Here is a 16,909-nt window from a genome sequence, read left to right as displayed (position 1 = left end):
CTCGACACGCTTCTGGTTCTCCGCCAGCTCGTCCTGACGCTTGCCCAGCGCGGTGAGGCGCCGGTTGACCACGTCGCCGGCGCCGAGCACGCGCTCGACCCCGGTGAGCGCGGCCTTCGCCTGGAGTGCGACCACGGCCAGGCCGGCATCGGCTGTGCGCGCGTCGGCCCGGGCCTGCGCGCTCGCGACCTCGCCGGCCAGCAGAAGTTCCGCGGCGGCCAGGACCTCGTCCGCCTCCGTCCGGGCCGCCCGCAGCGCCAGCTGGCTGTCCTGGAGCGCGGCCATCGTCTCGGCGAGGTCGCCGCGGGCGCGGCGGTGCTCGATGCGCCAGGCCGCGGCCGCGGCCAGCTCCCCGGCCCAGCGGGCCGCCGCCTCACGCGCGCTCACCCGCGGCCCGAACGCCGTCTCGCGTTCCTGGCGGGCCCTCACGCACACCGACCGTCGGCACCAGTGGCGGCGCGACAGCTCCCCCAGTCCGTAGAGCATGGTGAGCAGCGCGGGCAGGCGGTCGGTCCCGAGGAGCTCGCGGACCTCGCGTTTGGCGTCGCGTACCGCCGCGAGGTCGAAGTGGGTGACCCCGGCGATCTCCCCCAGGGTGAGGCCCTCGGCGAGGTACGCGAACACCTGGACCTGGCCGGCGGTCAGGCGGCCCGGCGGGCAGTCGGGGGACACCGCCGGGAGGAGCCCGGAGCGCACGGCCATCGCGACCAGGTGGGCCGCGTGGCGGGCCTCGTAGCGCTCCTGCAACTTGCGCAGCAGGTTCTGGACCTTGGCCTGGTTGCTTCCCAGGCGCCGTGCGATGCCCTGGGCTGTGAGTCCGGTTGCGGTGAGCACCAGGATGTCGTACTGCTCGCGGGTCACGACGATGCGGCTCCCGCACGTGGGGCACGGCTCGCCGGTCTCCGTGGAGCGGTGCTCCCACGGGCCGGCCGCGTAGGGCCTGCTCACGCTGCACCGCCCGCGGTGCACACCGAGCAGCGGTCGTCCAAGATCCGGGGCCGGACACCGTGCAACCGGAAGACGGTCGCGGCGTTGGTGCGGGTACCCGTCCCGTACCGGATCGACCGCACATGGTCCCGCACGGTGTAGAGGCTGATGCCCCGCTCCTCGGCGATCTGCTCCCCGCTGCGGCCGGTGGCCAGCATCCGGAACGACTTCAGGGCCGATGGCGGCAGCGGGCCGATGGGTTCGGCCGGCGGGGGCGTCAGGAGCCGCATCCGGCACGCCGTGTCCACCAGGTGCTCCAGGGTCCTGGCCCGGACCTGCACCCGCAGCGAGTGCAGGTCCTCGCGGACCCGGTCCGGCGTCGTCCTGATACCGCCATCGCCCACGGGCAGGCCGCTGATGGCCTCGGCGGTCTCAATCGCGGTCAGGTCGGCGACCAGGTGACTGAGCACCAGGGCCTGGTGCCCGGTGAGCGTGCCGACGATGTGGTGGCCGCACCCGCGCACCCGCGGCTCGCCCACCACCGGCAGCGCAGCGGCCGTAAGGGACTTCCTCATCGCGGCCCCCAGTTCCACGGCGCCGGGCAGGTGCCGCGCAGGCACGCGATCCGGTGGGCGGCCTGCGCGCGGATCCCGTCGTCCAGGTGGGCGCGGCGCACCGTGTCCATCACCGCGGTCAGCACGACGACGTCGCGCACCACCCGGTACCCGGACCAGATACCGATGAAGAAGCGGCCCTGCGCCTGGTCCGGCCGCTCGTAGTCCTGGTACGTCCTGGTGTACGCCGACTGGTTCTCGGACGGGCCGATCAGCAGCTCGGAGCGCCAGCGGGCGGCGACGAGGTCCCACTCCCTGTGGCCGCGCGTCAGCGGCCGGCGCAGCAGGAGCCCCACGCGCACGCCGTCGTCATGGACCGGGACCATGCCGCGGCCGCCGAGCACGACGACGTCCGACGTCGGCCAGTCCAGGTACTCCCACTCCTCGCGCAGCCCGGCCACGCGCTCCCGCAGGAAGTACCGATCGGACGCCTTCAACGGGGCGTTGTCCAGGTCTGCGCCCATGCCGGCGAACGGGTCGTGCGGCCGCAGCCACGGGGCCGCGGCGGGGTCGATCCGGTGGGTGAGGGCGGTCGCCCACGCGGACCAGGCGGGATCCGCTCTCCGTTTTCCTGGGGCCGGCCAGAAGGTCACCACCAGGCCCCCGGTCGACGGGCGGACGTCGCTGTACCAGGGGGTGGTGACGGCGACTCCCTGCTGCCGGAGGAACCGGGCGCTCCTGACGACGGCCCATGCCTCGTCCGGGTCCGGGTGGACCATGGCGAGCGTCCGCTCGGCGGGCAGCAGCCACAGGTGGTTCGGGCTGTCGCTGACCAGCTCGGCCCGGCCGGCATCGTCGCCGGTGTCCACGCAGGCCTGCACCAGGGCCTCGTGGGAGGCCTCGATGTCCAGGCCGCGGGCCGGGCTGGTGATCTTGAGCAGCGATTCGGTGCGCGTTCCGACGCTCACGGCGTTTCCTCGGTCGGAGTCGATGAGTTGGGGCAGAGGGGGTTCGGGACGGCCCCGGGCAGCGGGGCCGTCCCGAACCGGCCGGCCCCGTGCCATGGGGCACGTGCCGGTACGGGCGGGCGAAGCAGCAGTTCCCTCCACGCTTCGCACGCCCGGGTCGCCCGCGGTCCGGGGCGAGCGGGGGTGTGCTCCCCTACGGACCGCGGACTGCCCGCTCCAGGCGGGCGGTCCGGTGGTGTGCGGGCCCGGCCCCCTGCTCCGGGGGTGGGCCGGGCCCGCACACGGGGGGCGGCACCATCGCGCCGCCCGGGTGCGGGGCCCCGCCCCTGCTTCACGGGGCCCCGCGGGGGTTGTCCGGGCCGGCCGTGTCCCCGGGACGGGGGAAACGGGGCCCTGGACGCGGTGAGCGTGCCGCCCCCACCTAGGACGGTGCTCTGCCGCCGCCGTCCCTCCCGAGCGAGTGGGAGGACCGACGTTCTGGAGTCCGGTGGCCGCCTGCGCGAGAGACGGCGCAGCAGGCGGCCACCGGAGGTCTACGGGGCGCTCACGCCGCCGGTATCCGGCCGAGCATCGGGCGCCCGGGCAGCTGGCCGACAGCCCTCCGGGACCGGGACGTCCGCGCGACGGAAGCCGAGAGCGGCACCACATCCCGCCCGCCGGCCTGCTTGTCGACCGCGGCCACCGCCCGTACGGAGGCGGGCACCTCGATCTCCCCCCAGACCACCTTGCCGCCCTCGGGAAGGTCGTCGACACCGAACCGGGCCACGACCCCCATCACCAGCGCCAGGCCACGGCCGCAGGTCGCATCGGCGCTCGGCGGCCGGTACTCGGGCCGGCTAGACCCCGGATCGGCAACAGCCACCCGAAGCAGGCCCGACGTGCCGTAGCGCAGGAAGGCGGTCAGCTGCACGTCCGACCGCTCACCACCACACCCGTGCAGAATGGCGTTGGCACCGAGTTCCGTCAGCACGAGCTCCACCGCGTCGCACACGCCGGCCTGCTGCCGGCCGTCAAAGCCCAGCAGCGGCAGGGCCGTCTCCGCCCAGCGGCGGAGGTCGCGGATCCGGGCCCGTTCGGCGGGGAACCTCGTCGTAGTCATGCGTGATCTCGGCTCCATGGGAGCGCCTCACTCACTGAGAAAACGGGGGGCACCCTTTGCCGAGGGCTCACCGCGGGATTCGGTGGCCGCTCCACGATGTCGGGATACCCGACGGCGGAGCCGTGGCTGATGGCTCGTCAACTTGGGTGTTCCAACACACTGTCGCTCCTGTTTTGAATCTGCAAGTGAATCTGCAACGAATCACCCGTCGCAGGAGAGTTGGCACATGCCAGTGCAAGCGCATGGCCTGGTGCGACGAACACGTGGCGTGCGAGACTGCGCGCATCGACACGGGCAGTAGACGCATGCACCCGGGAGGCAAACACGTGGCTGCACGACCAAGGCCGACGGCCCGGCGAATCGAGCTCGGCCACGAACTTCGCGACCTACGCCAGAAGGCCGATGTCACCCTTGAGGACGCCGTCAAGGGTCTGCCGTTCAGTGAGACGAAGCTTCAGCGGGTGGAGACCGGTCTGCAAGACCTCCGCAACGCGGGCGACCTGCGCAGACTCCTTGCCAGGTATGCCGTCACTTGCGAGGAGGAAGTCAACCGTCTGGTGGAGCTCCAGCGGACCGCTTCTCGGCAGGACTGGTGGACGCCCTACACGGCGGCGCCGATGACAACTGCGATGCCTCGATTCCTCGGCGTCGAGTCCGCTTCCCAGGCAATCCGGGCGTTCCATCCGACCGTCGTGCTTGGCCTGCTTCAGACACAGGGCTACGCGAAGGCGCTCCATGAACTCGCCAAGCCCGTGGAGGAGACCACCACCGAGTTCGTCCAGAAGTCGGTCGCCCTGCGGATGGAGCGCAAGGAACGCCTGCTGGCCCTTGACGATCCTGTCAAGCTGTGGGCGATCCTCTACGAGCCGGCGCTACGGTACGTCGTGGGCAGCGAAGACATCATGTGCGAACAGTACGAGGAGATCATCCGGCTTTCGAAGGTCGACACGGTGACCGTGCAGGTACTGCCCCAGTCCAACCGCGGGTACCTGGCGCTCGCCGACTTCACGCTCCTTGACCTCGGCGAGAAGCTCCCGGCAACAGTTCAGGTGGACACCGCCGGGGCTGGCATGTCGATCACGGACAAGCCTCGCGACGTGGGTCAGTTCGTCCGAAGTTTCGAGGCGTTGTCCCGTTCGGCTCTTCCCGCCGAGGAGACACCGGCGTTCCTGAAAAAACTCACCCGAGAGATCACCACCCCATGACCAAGCACACAACTGCACCCGAACTCGCCAACGTGGCCGACTGGTTCAAGTCGTCATACAGCGGCTCAGGGAACAACTGCGTCGAAGTGGCAGACCTGGCCGCTACGGCCTATCGAGCTGTGGCGATTCGTGACTCGAAGGATCCCGCTGGTCCGGTTCTGCTCGTCACCACCACAGCATTCAGCGAGTTCGTGAGGTTCGTGAACACGCTCACGGTCTGATCAGCAAGGAGCTGCTTCCCCGGGATGTGCACCGGCAGGTTGTCGCTCGTGCGGGTGACAAGACCGCCGACTGCTGGTGCTGGTGGTCCACGGCGTGGGGTACTGGGCGGGTGCGTATCAGGAGGACGGCCGTCGTTGGGGCCGCGCTCGGGCTCCTTGCTGTGGTGCCCGTCCACGAATCAGCCGCCGCGCCGGCCGTACGCGGCGGCCACCGTACGGCCGACGCCGCAGACCCCGAAGTGCTGCGGCGGCAGGTGGTACTCGACCGACTGGCCGACGCCGTCACCGAAGTACCCGAGCACCAACGCGCGACGATCCCCGGCTACGCCGGCCACGCCGTCGACCCCCGGCAGGGCCGGCTGACCCTGTACTGGCACGGGGTCGTGCCCGATCGCGTCACCGACCTGCTGACCCGCACCCCACCGGGCATCACCACCACGGTCCGGCAGGCGCCGTACACCCTGGGACAGCTGCGTGCGGCCCGGGACCGGCTCGTGGCGGCCGCGGTGCGCGGCGAGGCGGGCGCAGTGTGGAGTTCGACCGGACCCGCCGCGGACGGGACCGGCCTGGTCGTCGGCTACGCGCCGGATCCTGTCCGGCGGGACGGTGCTCGCGCACGCGAGGAGGTTGCCGTCCGCGCCGCCGAACTCGCCGGTGTCCCGGTCGAAGCCACGCCCGCGGCCGCTCTCACCGCCACGGCGACCCGTCACAGCGACGCGAGCCCCTGGAGCGCCGGTGCTGAACTCACCTCGCCCACGAACGCGTTCTGCACCTCCGGGTTCGGTGCGTGGCGCGGGAAGGTGGCGGTGCTGCTCACCGCCGCGCACTGCGGGACGTCCGGCACCTACAAGACCGGCACGGGGGCCGTCATCGGCCCTGTCGCCACCTCCGACGCCGGCCTGGACGTCACCGTGATCAACATCAGCGGCACGCCGTCCGGCCGGTTCTACGACGGGGCCCTGAACAACTCGTCGGGCTCGCGGCGGACCTTCGGCGCCGGCCGGAACAACGTCGGGGACCTCGTGTGCACCAGCGGGGCGATGAGCGGCTCGCACTGTGCTCTGAAAATCACCCGGACCGACTTCTCGGCCAGCATCGACGGGGTCTGGCACAGCGACCTGGACAACGCCGTCCGCACCGACGACTCCACCGTCACCGTCGCCCAGGGCGACAGCGGCGGGCCCGTTTTCGCCAGCGTCACCGGAGGTGACGACATGCAGGCCCGAGGCATCATGGCCGCCGGCGGCGGCAACAAGGTCGTGTGCGGTGAAACACCCGGCCCGACCACCTGCTACGACACCGTCGCGTTCACGCCCATCGGACCGATCATCGACAAGTTCACCCTGTCCATCGCCTGACCACGAAAGGGGCTCACGCCCATGCACGTCGCGCTCACCGGCCGGGTCCTCGCCACCCTCGGCGTCCTGGCCGTCGCGTGCGGAGCAGCGGCCTCCACGCAGCCCTCGGAGCCCCGCGGGCAGGCACTGGCCGACCTCCAGCAGGCCATCCACCAGGCCGGCGTCGGCCCGGCGACCTGGCACGTGGACACCGTCTCCGCCCAACCGGGCGAGCCTCTTCAGACCGTCGAGGTGATCGGCGACCTCAACAACGCGCGCCGCGACCTCGACCGGCTCTTCCCCGGCAAGACCCGGGTCGTACCCGGCAGCATCACCTCCGACCTCGTCTACCGGCGCGGCCACGACTACCAATTCGAAGGCGAACTTCAGGCGTTGCACCAGCCCGGTTGGCAGGTGTTCACGACCGACGCGGCCCCGGACGGTCGCACCACCGTCGGCGTTGTCGGCAGCCTCAGTGCTGCCCGCACCTACCTGGAGGCCCACTACCCCGGGCGCACCGTGGTCCACGGCAACACGCCCGGGTAGCAAGGGCTGTCCCGGGTACCCGCTGAGGGGTCTGGGGCCCGCGGCCGAAGCTGCGGGCCCAGACGTGCCCCCGGGAGCCTAGGACCGGGTCAGCAGCCGGGGGCCGACGCCGAGCCAGCGCGGCACCACCGGGTTTGCCGCGATGACGTACTGCCCGGTCTCCTCGGCGGCGAGCTGGATCACTCGGCGGAGCGAGGCCTGGACGTCCTCGGGCGCCCGGACGCCGGCTTCGACGTCGGCAAGGATCGGGCGCAGCGAGTGCACCTGGATGTGGGTGTTGCCCATCTGGCGGTCCTCGAGGTGCAGGCCGGTGATGTAGCAGTTGTCCGCGGCGTCGAGGCCGGCGGCCAGGGCCTGGTTGTCGATGCGGTCGCCGAGCTCGCGGCCGCCCTCGGTCCAGCGGTAGTGGACGTGGGCGCCGCCGTCGGGCTGGCGGACGCTGATCCAGAGGAACGTCTCGGGCTTGAACATGTCGGCCAGGCCGTCGGCGAAGGTCTCCTCGGCCGGGTGCGGGTCGGGGTTCAGGCCGCTCAGCAGCATGGTGGCCCGGTAGGCGAGTTCCTGGTCGGGGGTGAGTCCGAGGTCGATGGTCATCGGGTCGGCTCCAGCTCGGAGTGGTCGAGGGTGACGGTGGTGCGCTGCTGGGTGTCGAGGTCGGTGGCGGTGGCCCGGAAGGGCCCGGGGATGGCGATGTCGAGGTACAGGGCGAGGCCGTCGCGGGCGACGTGTTCGAGCCAGCGGGTCCAACGGTCCGGATCGCCGGGCCGGCCGAAGGACCCGATGTTCCAGGGGTGGACGACGACGTCGCGCAGGTACAGCTCGCGGCCGCTGTCCTGGTGGACAACTTCGATGCGGACGGTGGCGCTGTCGGTGCCGGCCAGGTTGCGGAAGACGATGTCGGTGCCGGCCTGGTCGAACTCCAGCATCCCGTACGGCTCGGAGTCCGGCTTCGGGTCGTGGCCGGGTTCGCCGGTGACGGCGTAGAGGTAGATCCGGGAGCGGCGGTCGCCATAGAACTGCTGGTCGGTCAGGGTGCGGCCATCGGCGAGGTGCATGGTGCTGCGGGCGATCCCGTCGATGGTGGCCAGCTGCGCGCCGAGGCGCTCGCGCAGGGCCTGTTCGGCGGTGCGCTGGTCGGGCCACCACTCCAGCGAGGTGTGACGGTCGATCGGCTCGGTGTCGGCGGGCACGGGCCACCAGCGGCCCCAGAGGCGTTCCATCGGTGTGTCCTTCGCGGGTTGGGACGGGGCTGGCCCGTCCGGCGGGGTGGTCACTCGGCGGTCTTGGAGGGGCGGCCGGGGCCGCGCGTGGCGGCGTAGGCCTTCACGTGCTCCACGAGGTAGTAGGGGCGTTCGTCAATGGTGATGGCCACGGGTACGCGCCGCTGGAACTCGGGGGAAGCGGTGCGCTTACGGGCGGCCTGGGGGAGATCACCTCCGATCAGGACAAGGCCGCGGCTGAGCTCGAAGGGCGGGCGGTCGCCGTGGGCGCCGTGGTCACCCTCGAGCTGCCAGCCGGGTACTCGATCACCGCACGGGTGATGACGTGGGGGACCAGAGTGCCTAGAGTGGGGCGCTCGAACCGCGAACCACCTGGAGGTCGCCATGGCTGCTCGTACACGTAGGGACTCGGTGTGGGGCGCGGTGCCGGACACGATCTGGGGGTTCGACTCCACCTGGGGGCTGGCGGACACCAACTGGGGCGGTGTCGACTCGTCGTGGGGCGTGGACTCGGGCTGGAACGCCGAGTCCCGGACTCCCCGCCGTCACCCGATCGGGTGATCCTCGTGGGCGGCGGCCCGGGTTGTCGGCGGGTCGTGCCATAGTGATCTCGCTGCACGAGGCACTTCTCCGTCTGGGCGTTCCCGGACGGCACCATCGCAGTGTGACATGGAGCGGGGTCGAGCAGACCCGATGTGTAACATCCTCCGCCCCCTTTGGGGGTGGCACCATCGCAGTGCAGCGTGGGCAAGGTTGGATCAGGCTCACTGAACGACCGACACCGGTGAGTGTCGCTCCGCCCCTTCGGGGGCGGCACCATTCGAAGGTGGCCCCGTGCATGCACGGGGCCGCTTCTCGCTGTTCCGGGGCCGGCTCAGCCCTGTGCGCCGAGGAGCCGGGCCACGATCGGACCGGCGTCCCGGTTGAGGTGCTCGACCAGGGCGTGGACGGCCTCGGTCGCGTCGTCGGCCAGGCCGGGGCCGGTGAAGCGGGCCGCCGCGGGGAGTTTCCAGTCGGTGGCCCGGTAGAGCACGGTGGTGGTGGTGAGCACCGAGACGGGGCCGCGGGTGTGCTGCGGATCCGGTCCGACCAGGCTCTTGAAGCCCTCGTTGCCGTACTGGAAGCGATCGGTCTCCCAGTCCGCCCACTCGTACGGGAGCCGGGGCCCGGCGAGTTGGTGGTGACGCAGCGGCACGGTGATCTTGAAAACCAGGGGCCCGTCGTAGTCGTCGCGGAAAGCGGTGACGCTGTGGAGGTCGGGGCGGGTACGGACGTAGCCGGGGGACATGACGGGGCCGGTGGCGATGCCCCAGGCTGCGGCGGCGAACCGGACAGGGTCGACGTCGTCTTCGTCCCAGGGCTGGAAGTCCTTCTCGTACTGGCGGACGTAGCTGGCGAAGCGACTGCCGCCCGTGTTGCTGGTGTTCTCGGTGTCGTAGGCCGTGTCGACGGTGACAAGGGTGGTCGGGGACCAGGGTATGCGAGGGTCTCCCAGGGCCGTGGTGAAGACGATGGTGAGCGCGCGGCGAGGATCAACGGCGGTGGGCTGCGGAGAAGTGCAGGAGCCGGCCTTTCGCACGGTTCCCCCGCCCGCTTCGGCTGACAACGTATCCGGTCGGTCGGAGCGGGCGGGCGGGTTCGGCGAGGAACGTGCCGCGGTGTCCGTCCGGCCGGCGCCGGCCGGGGGTCAGTCGGGGTGGGTGATGCGGGTCAGTTCGGCGCCGTCCAGGCGCTCGGCTGCGTCGCGGGCGTGCGCGCCGCACAGCAGGATCGCCACGCCCACCCGACCCCGGAATTGGTACTGGGCCGGGTCGATGCAGGCGGCGCCGAGCCGGTCGTAGTCCCAGGTCCGGGGGCAGTTCCTGCACCACGTGCGGCCGCCGCTGGAGGCCAGGGTGTTCCCGCAGTCCGGGCAGGCCCCCAGTGCGCCTTGCACAACCGCGGGTCGCGGGCGGTGCGGGCGCGGGCGAGCTCGCCGGCTGCCCGTGCGATCTCGGTTGCCGCCTGCCGCAGTGCGTCCTGCGCGGTGCTCAGGGGTTAGGAGGTGGAGCGTACGGGCTCCGGCTGCGCCTTCAGCTCGTCGTACGCGCTCGCGATCTCTGCGGCGAGCTGCTCGACGCGGGCCTGGAGTTCGCGTAGGTGCGCCGGGGTCGGTTCCGTCATCTGGCCCTCCGTGGGCGTCGTTTGCCGGGCTGACCCTACGCGTCCGGCGACGCGGCGTTCTCGTTCCTGGCCGGGGTCACGACCAGGAACGAGAACGCCTCCAGGGCGCCGGCCCGGTCGGTGTCCGGGTCGAAGACGGGCCCGAGGTCCATGCCGAGCGCTTCGCCCAGGGCGTCGACCTCGGCGAAGCGCCGCAGGGCGTCGACGGGCGAGTCCCGGAACGTGGCGGTGAGCCCTGCGCCGGCCAGGGCCGCGCCGATGAGGTCAACCTTGTGCCGGCGGTCGCCGGAGTCGTCCGTAAGGAACAGCCGGAGCCGGCCCTGCCGGATGTCGAGCTGGGGCCCGCCCTGCGGCAGCAGGCTGCGGACGGCGTGTTCGGCCCGGGCCTTGAGCTGTTGCAGGTCCGTGAGGGGCTGCTCCTCGCCGGGCGGGAGCGTCGTCGGTTCGGCGACCGTTCCCTCGTTCTCGTCGGGCAGGACGACGATGTTGGGTGCGGGCGCGGTGCGGCCGGCGCTTCCGTCCAGGATGGCGGCCAGGGCCGGGCCGAGGAGCGTGCCGCCGTCGGTCTTGAACGGGGTGTGGCCGTAACGGGTGACCAGGACCGTGTCGGCCTTCTGCCATCCGGAGACGGTCGCGGTCATGGTGTAGCTGCGCAGGTAGGTCAGCACGTCGTGGATGCGGGCGGCGTGCGCGGCTCGGCGGTGGCTCTCCGTCTGGCGTGCCAGGGCCTGGATCGTCCGGCGCCGGTAGGACGTGTAGAGGCTGCTGTGGCCGGCGCCCAGGCGCCCGATCCGGCCCGTACCCGGCAACCAGATCGCGCGGATCGCGCCGGCGAGCGCACCGTGCAGGCCGTGGGCCGCGGCCAGGGCCGGGTGGCCGGCGGCACGTTCGGCGGCCCACTGGGCGATCAGCAGCCCGGCGAACCGATTGACGACCGCCGTTCCCGTGCCGCCGCGCAACAGGCCGGGACCGAACAGCAGCCTGTTGGTGGAACGGGCGATGTCCTCACGGGCGCGCCCGGTTGCCGCGCACCCTTCGACGGCGTGCCAGATCAGGGTGCCGGGGGTGTAGCGGACCTGCCGTGCGAGATGCTCGGCCTGACGGCTGCAACCCATCAGGTGGTCGAGCGTCGCGGTCTCGTAGTCGGTCATCGGGCTTCCACCGGGCGGGGCCTGCGGGCGTAGCCGAGGACGGCGGCCTCGGCGGGGGGGAACTGGCTGAGGAAGAGGACGCGGTTCAGGGCGGCGCCCAGGGCGCGGGCGCGGGCGCGGTCGTAGGTGGTCACGTAGTACATGCACAGGTGGCGGAACAGCACCTGTGACCGGCCCTGGGAGGCCGTGGACAGGGTTCGGGCGGTCCGCAGGAGTCCGGCCTGCTGCAACTCGTCGTCCCACACCGTGCTCTCGCGGTGCAGGGCAATGCACGCCTTCGCGAGGTTGCCCCGGCCGGGCTGCTCCCAGGTGTAGCGGATGATCCGATCGACGGCCTGGCGCAGCTCGCTGCGGTGGGTGAACAGGGGGTGGGCGGCGAGGCCGTCGGCGAGGGTCTGGGCGACGATGCGGCCGGCCAGCCGTTCCACGCTGCGCGTGGCCCTGGTCTGGGGGTCGCCGTCGGGGTCGCGGTAGCGGGCGCCGGGGCCGAAGACCAAGCGGTGGGTGTCGGCGTGCACACGCTCGTAGGGCAGGCCGTAGGTCGAGGCGTGGTCGGCGGCGAAGTGCAGAGCGGCGGATACCACCGCGGTGACGAATCCGCGGCGGTCATCGGAGGACCGGTCCATGGCCGTCAGGAAGTCGGTGAGGCCGACGAAGAGGTCCTTGTCGGAGCGCTGCTCCTTCTCGGCGGTGGCCTCGCCGGTGGCGGTTTCGGTCACGGCGTCTCCTGGAGGGCGGGCAGGGGCGGGACGGTGGCGGTGGCGCGCAGGTGGGTGTAGGCGGCGGCGAGGCCGCGCCAGGCGCCGGCCATGCCGTCCTGGAAGCGGGCGTCGCGGTCGTCCTGGGGACGGCGGTCGGGGTGCTCGCTGCCGGCGGCGAGGCGGTTGCACTCGCTGACCTGCGCGGCGAGCCAGATGTCCGCGCTGTGGTGGGTGGGCGTCACGTCGTCGTCGTCCGGCCGGCCGGCGCTCTGTTCCTCCTGCGCGGCGACGAAGGCCTCCTCGGCGGCGGCCAGCGCGGCCGGCGGCGTGGCCTGCTGCATCAGTTCGTGCAGCTGGTCGTCGGTCAGGTCCGGGTGGGCCTGGCGCAGGGTGTCCCGGTAGGTGGCGATCTCCTGCTGGTAGGCCTCGCGCAGCTCGCGCACGCGCGGGCTCTCCTGCTCCCACAGGGCGGTGGGGGCGAGGTGGGCGACGAACGCGGCGGCCGCGTTGCGCCAGATCCTCGCGGCGGCCTCGGTCTCGGGCCCGGCGTCCGACCGGGCGGCGAGCGCACGGGCGTGCGCGGTCAGGGCCCGGCCGGTCTCCTCCAGCACGTCCATCGCCTCGGGGGTCTCCAGGTCGGCGGCGACGCCGATCTTGGCGGGGCGCAGCCGGTTGACGGTCTCCAGCGGGACGGCGGCGACGCGGTAGACGGTTTCGGGGGTGAGGCCGGCGGCGAGCGCGCCGAGCACAAGGGGCTCCAGGCGGGCGTCGATCTCCTCCCGTTCCAGGTGGTAGTCCTCCAGGGCGGCCTGGGCGTCGTCGGGGTCGCGGAAGAACAGTGCAGGCTGTTCCTGGGCGTGACCGGCGGCGGCCGCAACGAGCTCACCCGCGCCGCGGCGGCCGAGCCACTGCTTGAACGCCTGCGCGGTGCCGAAGCCGAGTTCACGGCCGGCCGCGCTCGCGTTGCCCCCGTGGGCGGCGATCAGGTCACGGGCGGCGTCGGCCTGCATCGTGTCGAGGTAGCCCGTGACGGCGTCGATGGCGTCGGCGACGGCGCGGTAGCGGCGCAGCGGGTCGCGGTCGCGCAGGGCGGTGGCGAGGTGGTCGGGGATGGGCAGCATGAGGGGCTCCAGGGTTGTTCGGTGGCTGGTGGGTGGTGTCCGGGGCCCGCCCGGCCGGGCCCCCGGGTGTCGGGGGTTGCACCCCCCGACACCCACCATGAAACACCGTCAGCCCCCAAGTTTCAACGCCAACATTGAAAAGTATTTCAATGCCAACATTGAAGCCCGGTCGGCAGGGCCCGCGCGGGACGGCCCGCAGCCGAGGTTCACCGCCCGGCGCACGCCGTCCCCCCGTACGCCTACCGGGACTGCGCGCTCTCGGGCGCCGGACAGGTGTTCAGGCGGTCGCCCGTGTAGCCGGTGATCCGGTCGCCCTCGTGGTGCAGCAGCTCGGCCAGGTGCTGACCCGCCCACAGGACCATGGTCAGGGTCATCTCCCGGGCGTCCTCGACCTCACGGCCCGGCCGCAGATACGCCAGGTAGTCCAGCTGCTGCGCTACCTCTCGGACGCGCCGCTGCGGGCACGGGTGACGGCGGCGACCAACAAGGTCGAGGCGTTCAAGGGCTTCTCCGACTGGGTGCGCTTCGGGCAGAACGGCACGGTGGCGGCCAACGACCCGGTCGAGCAGGAAAAGGACGTGAAGTTCACCTCCCTGCTGGCCAACCTGGTCAACACCCTGGACATCGCCGACGTCGTGCGCCAGCTCCAGGCCGAGGGCCAGGCCGTCGAACCGCTCGACCTTGCGCAGGTCTCCCCGTACCTGACCGAGCACGTCAAGCGGTTCGGCGAGTACTCCACCCACGAACTCGGCATCACCCCCGACGACTACGACGCCCGCCTGGGCGTCGACTTCAGCGCGCTCGGCGACGACGACAAAGTGGCCGCGGCATGAAGAGTGGGGACCGGCCATGCCGTTGAGCGCGATCCATGCCGAGCACGGCACCCTGGACCTCACCGTGGACGGCCTCGGCTGCGAGGGCCGCGTCACCTGGGAGCAGATCCACCGGGCCCGCCCGCGCGCGGCGCTGACCTGCCCCAAGTGTGAGTGGGGTCTGTGCCCGAAACTCTCGCAGACGGGTCTGTGCTACTTCGCCCACGACCCCGACGCTCCCGAGTGCTCGCTGCGGGAGGAGACCGAGGCGCACAGCCATTTCAAGCGCGACCTCGCCGAGTGCTGCCGCCGGGTACCGGGCTGGACCGCCGAGCTCGAACAGGCCGGGCCCGAGCGTGTCTGGCGGGCCGACGTCCTCGCCATCCACGCCGCGACCGGCCGCCGGTACGCCTTCGAGGCCCAGCCTCCACGATCGGCATCGACGGCCCCCGCGGCCTGACCGAGCGCACGGTCCGCATGGCCGAGGCCGGCGTCCCCGTCGCGTGGGTCACCACCGGCACCCGCGCCTGGTTGGGCGCGGTCCCCACCATCGCGGCCGAAGCGCAACCCGGCTCCGACCGGCCCGTACGCGTGGGCCGGTGGACCTTCGGGATCTCCCGCTGGAGCCCCGCCAAGGACAGGGCCCCAGTGCAGCTGGCGGAGTTCGTGCGCGCCGTGCTCGCCGGCGACCTCGTCGCGCACCGGGTGATCCGTCCCGCCCGCGACGACTGGTCCACCCGGCCGGGCTGGTCATCGGTCTGGGCGACGCCGAAGGACGTCGCCGAGGAGGCCGCCTACGTCGAGCGCCAGGACCGCGAGGCCGAGGAGGCGCGTCGTGCGGCCGAAGCCGACGAACAGCGGCGCCTGGCCGCGCTGTCCGCCGACTGCGACCGCGTGCCCGGCGGCAGCGGGGGCCGGTCCGGACCGACCCGCAGCCGCCCCAGCGGGAAGTACAAGGACTTCAACGAGTTCGAGATCCTCGCCCGGATCTGGCCCGCCGGCGCTTGGATACCCCAGGAGTGACCCTCCGCCGTCGAACGCCCGAGCCAAGAGTTTCGACCGAAACGCTTGCACGATGACCCGGCCCCGGGGTCAACGGAGCGGTGAGGAGGCCGGTCACGGTTCGAGCCTGGCCGCCCGTACGGCCGCGCTGGAGCTGGCAGCTTCCTGGGGGCCGCGACCCGGGCGCCCCAGGCCCACTGCGTTGTAAGAAACCGGATGCGGAGCGGCCTCGTAACCCGGAAGAATCGTCGGTTATGCTGCTGCCTGTCCCCGCGTCCGGCGTCCCGGACTCCCAGTACATCCGGCGCATCCAGCGCCACTCGCAGAGCTCACTCGTGGAGCTCATCGCGTCCACGAGCGCTCGTCTCCCGCACCCCCGTGACCTTCGTGAACACGAAGGACTTGGCGTGTACGGGCCCTGGGCCCTTGCTGACGCCGCCTGGATCTCCCTCGCTCTCGGCCAGGAAATCAACCGCGCCCCGGCGCAGCCGCGCGACCTGGGGCAGATCCTCGGCTCCTACCTCGCCCTGGACGACCCCTTCTACAAGGAGTCGCCGGAGGAGAAGCTGACGCGCCTGCTCCTGCGGGTGGCCGGCCAACAGTTCACCTGGCAGGTGGACGACTACTTCGAGCTGAGTCGCGCGGTCGCTATCCTCGCCCAGACCAGCACGCCAGAGCCTCTCAAGGTGATCGGCCCGGACTGGGCGCAGGACGTCCTCGGGTGCTCGGTGGCCGACTACGTGGGCCTTGCCCGCTACATCTGGGCGACTGTCACCAGCGTCCCGGACCTCAAGGGTCGCTTCATCCCGGACATGATGCTTGCCCCGGCGGACTACTCGACCTTCACCTCTTTGCGGTCCGCCGCCGAGGCGACCGCGGTCGTGGAGCGCCACTTCGTGACCGACGCCGACAGGCTCCGAGCGACCTACCGCCCGGCCTCGGACCCGCTGCTGCGTCGCTACGACCACAACCCCCTGCGGACGACGCCGTTGGTCGCGGGGTTCGGCGATGGGTACCTGGTCCCGGTGCCGGCCGCGGTCCTGTCCAAGGCGAGCATGCTCGGCCTCTACTACACCGGTGGCGAGGAGAACCTCACGCCGCGCGGCAAGGCGTTTGCCAACGACCTCGGGCCGCTCTTCGAGGCGTATGTCGGGCGCCAGCTGGATCTGCTCGACAACGCGACGGCCTTCCCTGAGATCAAGTGGCAGGGCGACAAGAAGGGGGAGAACGGCAAGTCCGTTGACTGGATCGTCGTCTTCCCCGATCTGGTGCTGCTGGTCGAGGTCAAGTCCGCCCGGCCCAACGCTGACCTTCGCCTCGGCGCGGAGAACTACGCCGAGAAGCTAGCCCGGACGCCCGGCGAGGCGTTCCCCCAGATCGAGAGGACCGATCGGCTCATCTCCGAGGGCAACCCCGCGTTCGCGCAGATCCCGCCCCAGCTGCCGCGGCGGGGCATGGTGGTCACGATGGAGCCGTTCCACCTGCTCAACACCGCAGAGCTTCGCGCCGGGATCCAGCGCACCCCGAACCCGGTGACGGGCGAGACGATCCCGATCACCACTGCCTCGATCCACGAGCTGGAGCATGCCGTCACCATCACCGACACCAGCCTGTCCAAGCTCTTGCTCGCCGACCCGCCGAACGGCGCCCTGACGCTGCAGCAGCTGTTTACGGGGCACGAGTTCCTGGAGCACAACCCGGTCCTGGAGGAGGGCTGGAAGGCCATCCCCTTCCCCGGCCACCCGCAGTCCTGACGCGGTGCGGCCCCGGGCCGGCCCGGAGCCGCGACGGCGCGGCGGAGCGGCACGGCCTCGGTGAGGACCCTGCGGAGCTCGTCACGCGCGTACACCACCGGGCCGGCGTTCTGCCGCTCCTCGTCGGT

The 16,909-nt window shown here is 71.9% G+C and carries 21 protein-coding genes and 1 pseudogene; 9 read left to right on the top strand and 13 right to left on the bottom strand.

The window, feature by feature from the left end; all coding sequences use genetic code 11:
* From BU198_RS04960 to BU198_RS04945, 4 genes and pseudogenes are all read right to left on the bottom strand, one after another.
* Positions 1–861: pseudogene (locus tag BU198_RS04960) on the bottom strand (helix-turn-helix transcriptional regulator); the annotation flags it as partial.
* 83 nt (positions 862–944) lie between these two features.
* Positions 945–1,502, bottom strand: coding sequence for a helix-turn-helix transcriptional regulator (locus BU198_RS04955; protein ID WP_188295599.1), 558 nt, complete (start codon positions 1,500–1,502; stop codon positions 945–947).
* Entirely contained in the window at positions 1,499–2,449 is a 951-nt protein-coding gene (locus BU198_RS04950; RefSeq protein ID WP_188295598.1) for a hypothetical protein, read from the bottom strand. The genes BU198_RS04955 and BU198_RS04950 overlap by 4 nt, the downstream gene beginning before the upstream one ends.
* Positions 2,450–2,993: 544 nt before the next feature.
* A complete protein-coding gene (locus BU198_RS04945) occupies positions 2,994–3,548 on the bottom strand; it encodes an ATP-binding protein (protein ID WP_188295597.1) in 555 nt (184 codons plus the stop codon).
* A gap of 326 nt (positions 3,549–3,874) precedes the next feature.
* Here BU198_RS04945 and BU198_RS04940 point away from each other — a divergent pair, with 326 nt between their 5' ends.
* The 4 genes from BU198_RS04940 to BU198_RS04925 all read left to right on the top strand — a co-directional run bounded on the left by BU198_RS04940 (position 3,875) and on the right by BU198_RS04925 (position 6,857).
* Positions 3,875–4,753 (top strand): helix-turn-helix domain-containing protein, encoded by an 879-nt coding sequence (locus BU198_RS04940; protein ID WP_188295596.1) that lies wholly within the window; start codon positions 3,875–3,877, stop codon positions 4,751–4,753.
* Complete coding sequence (locus BU198_RS04935; protein WP_188295595.1) at positions 4,750–4,974, top strand: DUF397 domain-containing protein; 225 nt, start codon at positions 4,750–4,752, stop codon at positions 4,972–4,974. The genes BU198_RS04940 and BU198_RS04935 overlap by 4 nt, the downstream gene beginning before the upstream one ends.
* 164 nt (positions 4,975–5,138) lie before the next feature.
* Positions 5,139–6,332, top strand: coding sequence for a hypothetical protein (locus BU198_RS04930; protein ID WP_188295594.1), 1,194 nt, complete (start codon positions 5,139–5,141; stop codon positions 6,330–6,332).
* A 21-nt stretch (positions 6,333–6,353) separates the two neighbouring features.
* Positions 6,354–6,857, top strand: a complete 504-nt coding sequence (locus BU198_RS04925; protein WP_188295593.1) for a hypothetical protein — start codon at positions 6,354–6,356, stop codon at positions 6,855–6,857.
* Between the two features lie 78 nt (positions 6,858–6,935).
* Here BU198_RS04925 and BU198_RS04920 read toward each other — a convergent pair whose 3' ends face one another.
* Entirely contained in the window at positions 6,936–7,451 is a 516-nt protein-coding gene (locus BU198_RS04920) for a hypothetical protein (protein ID WP_188295592.1), read from the bottom strand.
* Positions 7,448–8,077, bottom strand: coding sequence for a hypothetical protein (locus BU198_RS04915; RefSeq protein ID WP_188295591.1), 630 nt, complete (start codon positions 8,075–8,077; stop codon positions 7,448–7,450). Before BU198_RS04915 ends, BU198_RS04920 begins: the two co-directional genes overlap by 4 nt.
* Before the next feature lie 384 nt (positions 8,078–8,461).
* Here BU198_RS04915 and BU198_RS04910 point away from each other — a divergent pair, with 384 nt between their 5' ends.
* Positions 8,462–8,638 (top strand): hypothetical protein, encoded by a 177-nt coding sequence (locus tag BU198_RS04910; RefSeq protein WP_188295590.1) that lies wholly within the window; start codon positions 8,462–8,464, stop codon positions 8,636–8,638.
* 313 nt (positions 8,639–8,951) lie between these two features.
* Here BU198_RS04910 and BU198_RS04905 read toward each other — a convergent pair whose 3' ends face one another.
* From BU198_RS04905 to BU198_RS43225, 7 genes are all read right to left on the bottom strand, one after another.
* Complete coding sequence (locus BU198_RS04905) at positions 8,952–9,656, bottom strand: hypothetical protein (RefSeq protein WP_188295589.1); 705 nt, start codon at positions 9,654–9,656, stop codon at positions 8,952–8,954.
* 108 nt (positions 9,657–9,764) lie between these two features.
* Positions 9,765–10,013: a hypothetical protein gene (locus BU198_RS04900; RefSeq protein WP_188295588.1), complete on the bottom strand. Its 249-nt coding sequence runs from the start codon at positions 10,011–10,013 to the stop codon at positions 9,765–9,767.
* A 101-nt stretch (positions 10,014–10,114) separates the two neighbouring features.
* Positions 10,115–10,240, bottom strand: coding sequence for a hypothetical protein (locus tag BU198_RS43230; protein WP_262986998.1), 126 nt, complete (start codon positions 10,238–10,240; stop codon positions 10,115–10,117).
* Positions 10,241–10,275: 35 nt separating this feature from the next.
* Entirely contained in the window at positions 10,276–11,391 is a 1,116-nt protein-coding gene (locus tag BU198_RS04895) for a hypothetical protein (protein ID WP_188295587.1), read from the bottom strand.
* Entirely contained in the window at positions 11,388–12,110 is a 723-nt protein-coding gene (locus BU198_RS04890) for a hypothetical protein (protein ID WP_188295586.1), read from the bottom strand. Before BU198_RS04890 ends, BU198_RS04895 begins: the two co-directional genes overlap by 4 nt.
* Complete coding sequence (locus BU198_RS04885) at positions 12,107–13,213, bottom strand: hypothetical protein (RefSeq protein WP_188295585.1); 1,107 nt, start codon at positions 13,211–13,213, stop codon at positions 12,107–12,109. The genes BU198_RS04890 and BU198_RS04885 overlap by 4 nt, the downstream gene beginning before the upstream one ends.
* Before the next feature lie 239 nt (positions 13,214–13,452).
* Positions 13,453–13,587 carry a hypothetical protein gene (locus tag BU198_RS43225; protein ID WP_262987000.1) on the bottom strand — a complete coding sequence of 45 codons (135 nt, stop codon included), beginning with the start codon at positions 13,585–13,587 and terminating at the stop codon, positions 13,453–13,455.
* Here BU198_RS43225 and BU198_RS04880 point away from each other — a divergent pair.
* From BU198_RS04880 to BU198_RS04865, 4 genes are all read left to right on the top strand, one after another.
* A complete protein-coding gene (locus BU198_RS04880; RefSeq protein ID WP_188295584.1) occupies positions 13,531–14,046 on the top strand; it encodes a Tn3 family transposase in 516 nt (171 codons plus the stop codon). The two genes, BU198_RS43225 and BU198_RS04880, sit on opposite strands and share 57 nt — an antisense overlap.
* Before the next feature lie 16 nt (positions 14,047–14,062).
* Complete coding sequence (locus BU198_RS04875) at positions 14,063–14,485, top strand: hypothetical protein (protein WP_188295583.1); 423 nt, start codon at positions 14,063–14,065, stop codon at positions 14,483–14,485.
* 17 nt (positions 14,486–14,502) lie between these two features.
* A complete protein-coding gene (locus BU198_RS04870) occupies positions 14,503–15,048 on the top strand; it encodes a hypothetical protein (RefSeq protein ID WP_188295582.1) in 546 nt (181 codons plus the stop codon).
* Positions 15,049–15,434: 386 nt separating this feature from the next.
* A complete protein-coding gene (locus BU198_RS04865) occupies positions 15,435–16,781 on the top strand; it encodes a hypothetical protein (RefSeq protein ID WP_188295581.1) in 1,347 nt (448 codons plus the stop codon).
* Positions 16,782–16,909: the final 128 nt, after the last annotated feature.

The sequence above is a fragment of the Streptomyces sp. CBMA156 genome (genome assembly GCF_014596515.1).
Taxonomy (GTDB): domain Bacteria; phylum Actinomycetota; class Actinomycetes; order Streptomycetales; family Streptomycetaceae; genus Kitasatospora.
This window is presented reverse-complemented; position numbering and strand designations above follow the sequence as displayed.

Coding starts and splice junctions, on each gene's coding strand:
- BU198_RS04955 (WP_188295599.1), bottom strand. CDS start 1,502: ATGAGGAAGTCCCTTACGGCCGCTGCGCTGCCGGTGGTGGGCGAGCCG.
- BU198_RS43230 (WP_262986998.1), bottom strand. CDS start 10,240: ATGACGGAACCGACCCCGGCGCACCTACGCGAACTCCAGGCCCGCGTC.
- BU198_RS43225 (WP_262987000.1), bottom strand. CDS start 13,587: ATGACCCTGACCATGGTCCTGTGGGCGGGTCAGCACCTGGCCGAGCTG.
- BU198_RS04895 (WP_188295587.1), bottom strand. CDS start 11,391: ATGACCGACTACGAGACCGCGACGCTCGACCACCTGATGGGTTGCAGC.
- BU198_RS04920 (WP_188295592.1), bottom strand. CDS start 7,451: ATGACCATCGACCTCGGACTCACCCCCGACCAGGAACTCGCCTACCGG.
- BU198_RS04935 (WP_188295595.1), top strand. CDS start 4,750: ATGACCAAGCACACAACTGCACCCGAACTCGCCAACGTGGCCGACTGG.
- BU198_RS04915 (WP_188295591.1), bottom strand. CDS start 8,077: ATGGAACGCCTCTGGGGCCGCTGGTGGCCCGTGCCCGCCGACACCGAG.
- BU198_RS04910 (WP_188295590.1), top strand. CDS start 8,462: ATGGCTGCTCGTACACGTAGGGACTCGGTGTGGGGCGCGGTGCCGGAC.
- BU198_RS04885 (WP_188295585.1), bottom strand. CDS start 13,213: ATGCTGCCCATCCCCGACCACCTCGCCACCGCCCTGCGCGACCGCGAC.
- BU198_RS04870 (WP_188295582.1), top strand. CDS start 14,503: ATGGCCGAGGCCGGCGTCCCCGTCGCGTGGGTCACCACCGGCACCCGC.
- BU198_RS04875 (WP_188295583.1), top strand. CDS start 14,063: ATGCCGTTGAGCGCGATCCATGCCGAGCACGGCACCCTGGACCTCACC.
- BU198_RS04945 (WP_188295597.1), bottom strand. CDS start 3,548: ATGACTACGACGAGGTTCCCCGCCGAACGGGCCCGGATCCGCGACCTC.
- BU198_RS04925 (WP_188295593.1), top strand. CDS start 6,354: ATGCACGTCGCGCTCACCGGCCGGGTCCTCGCCACCCTCGGCGTCCTG.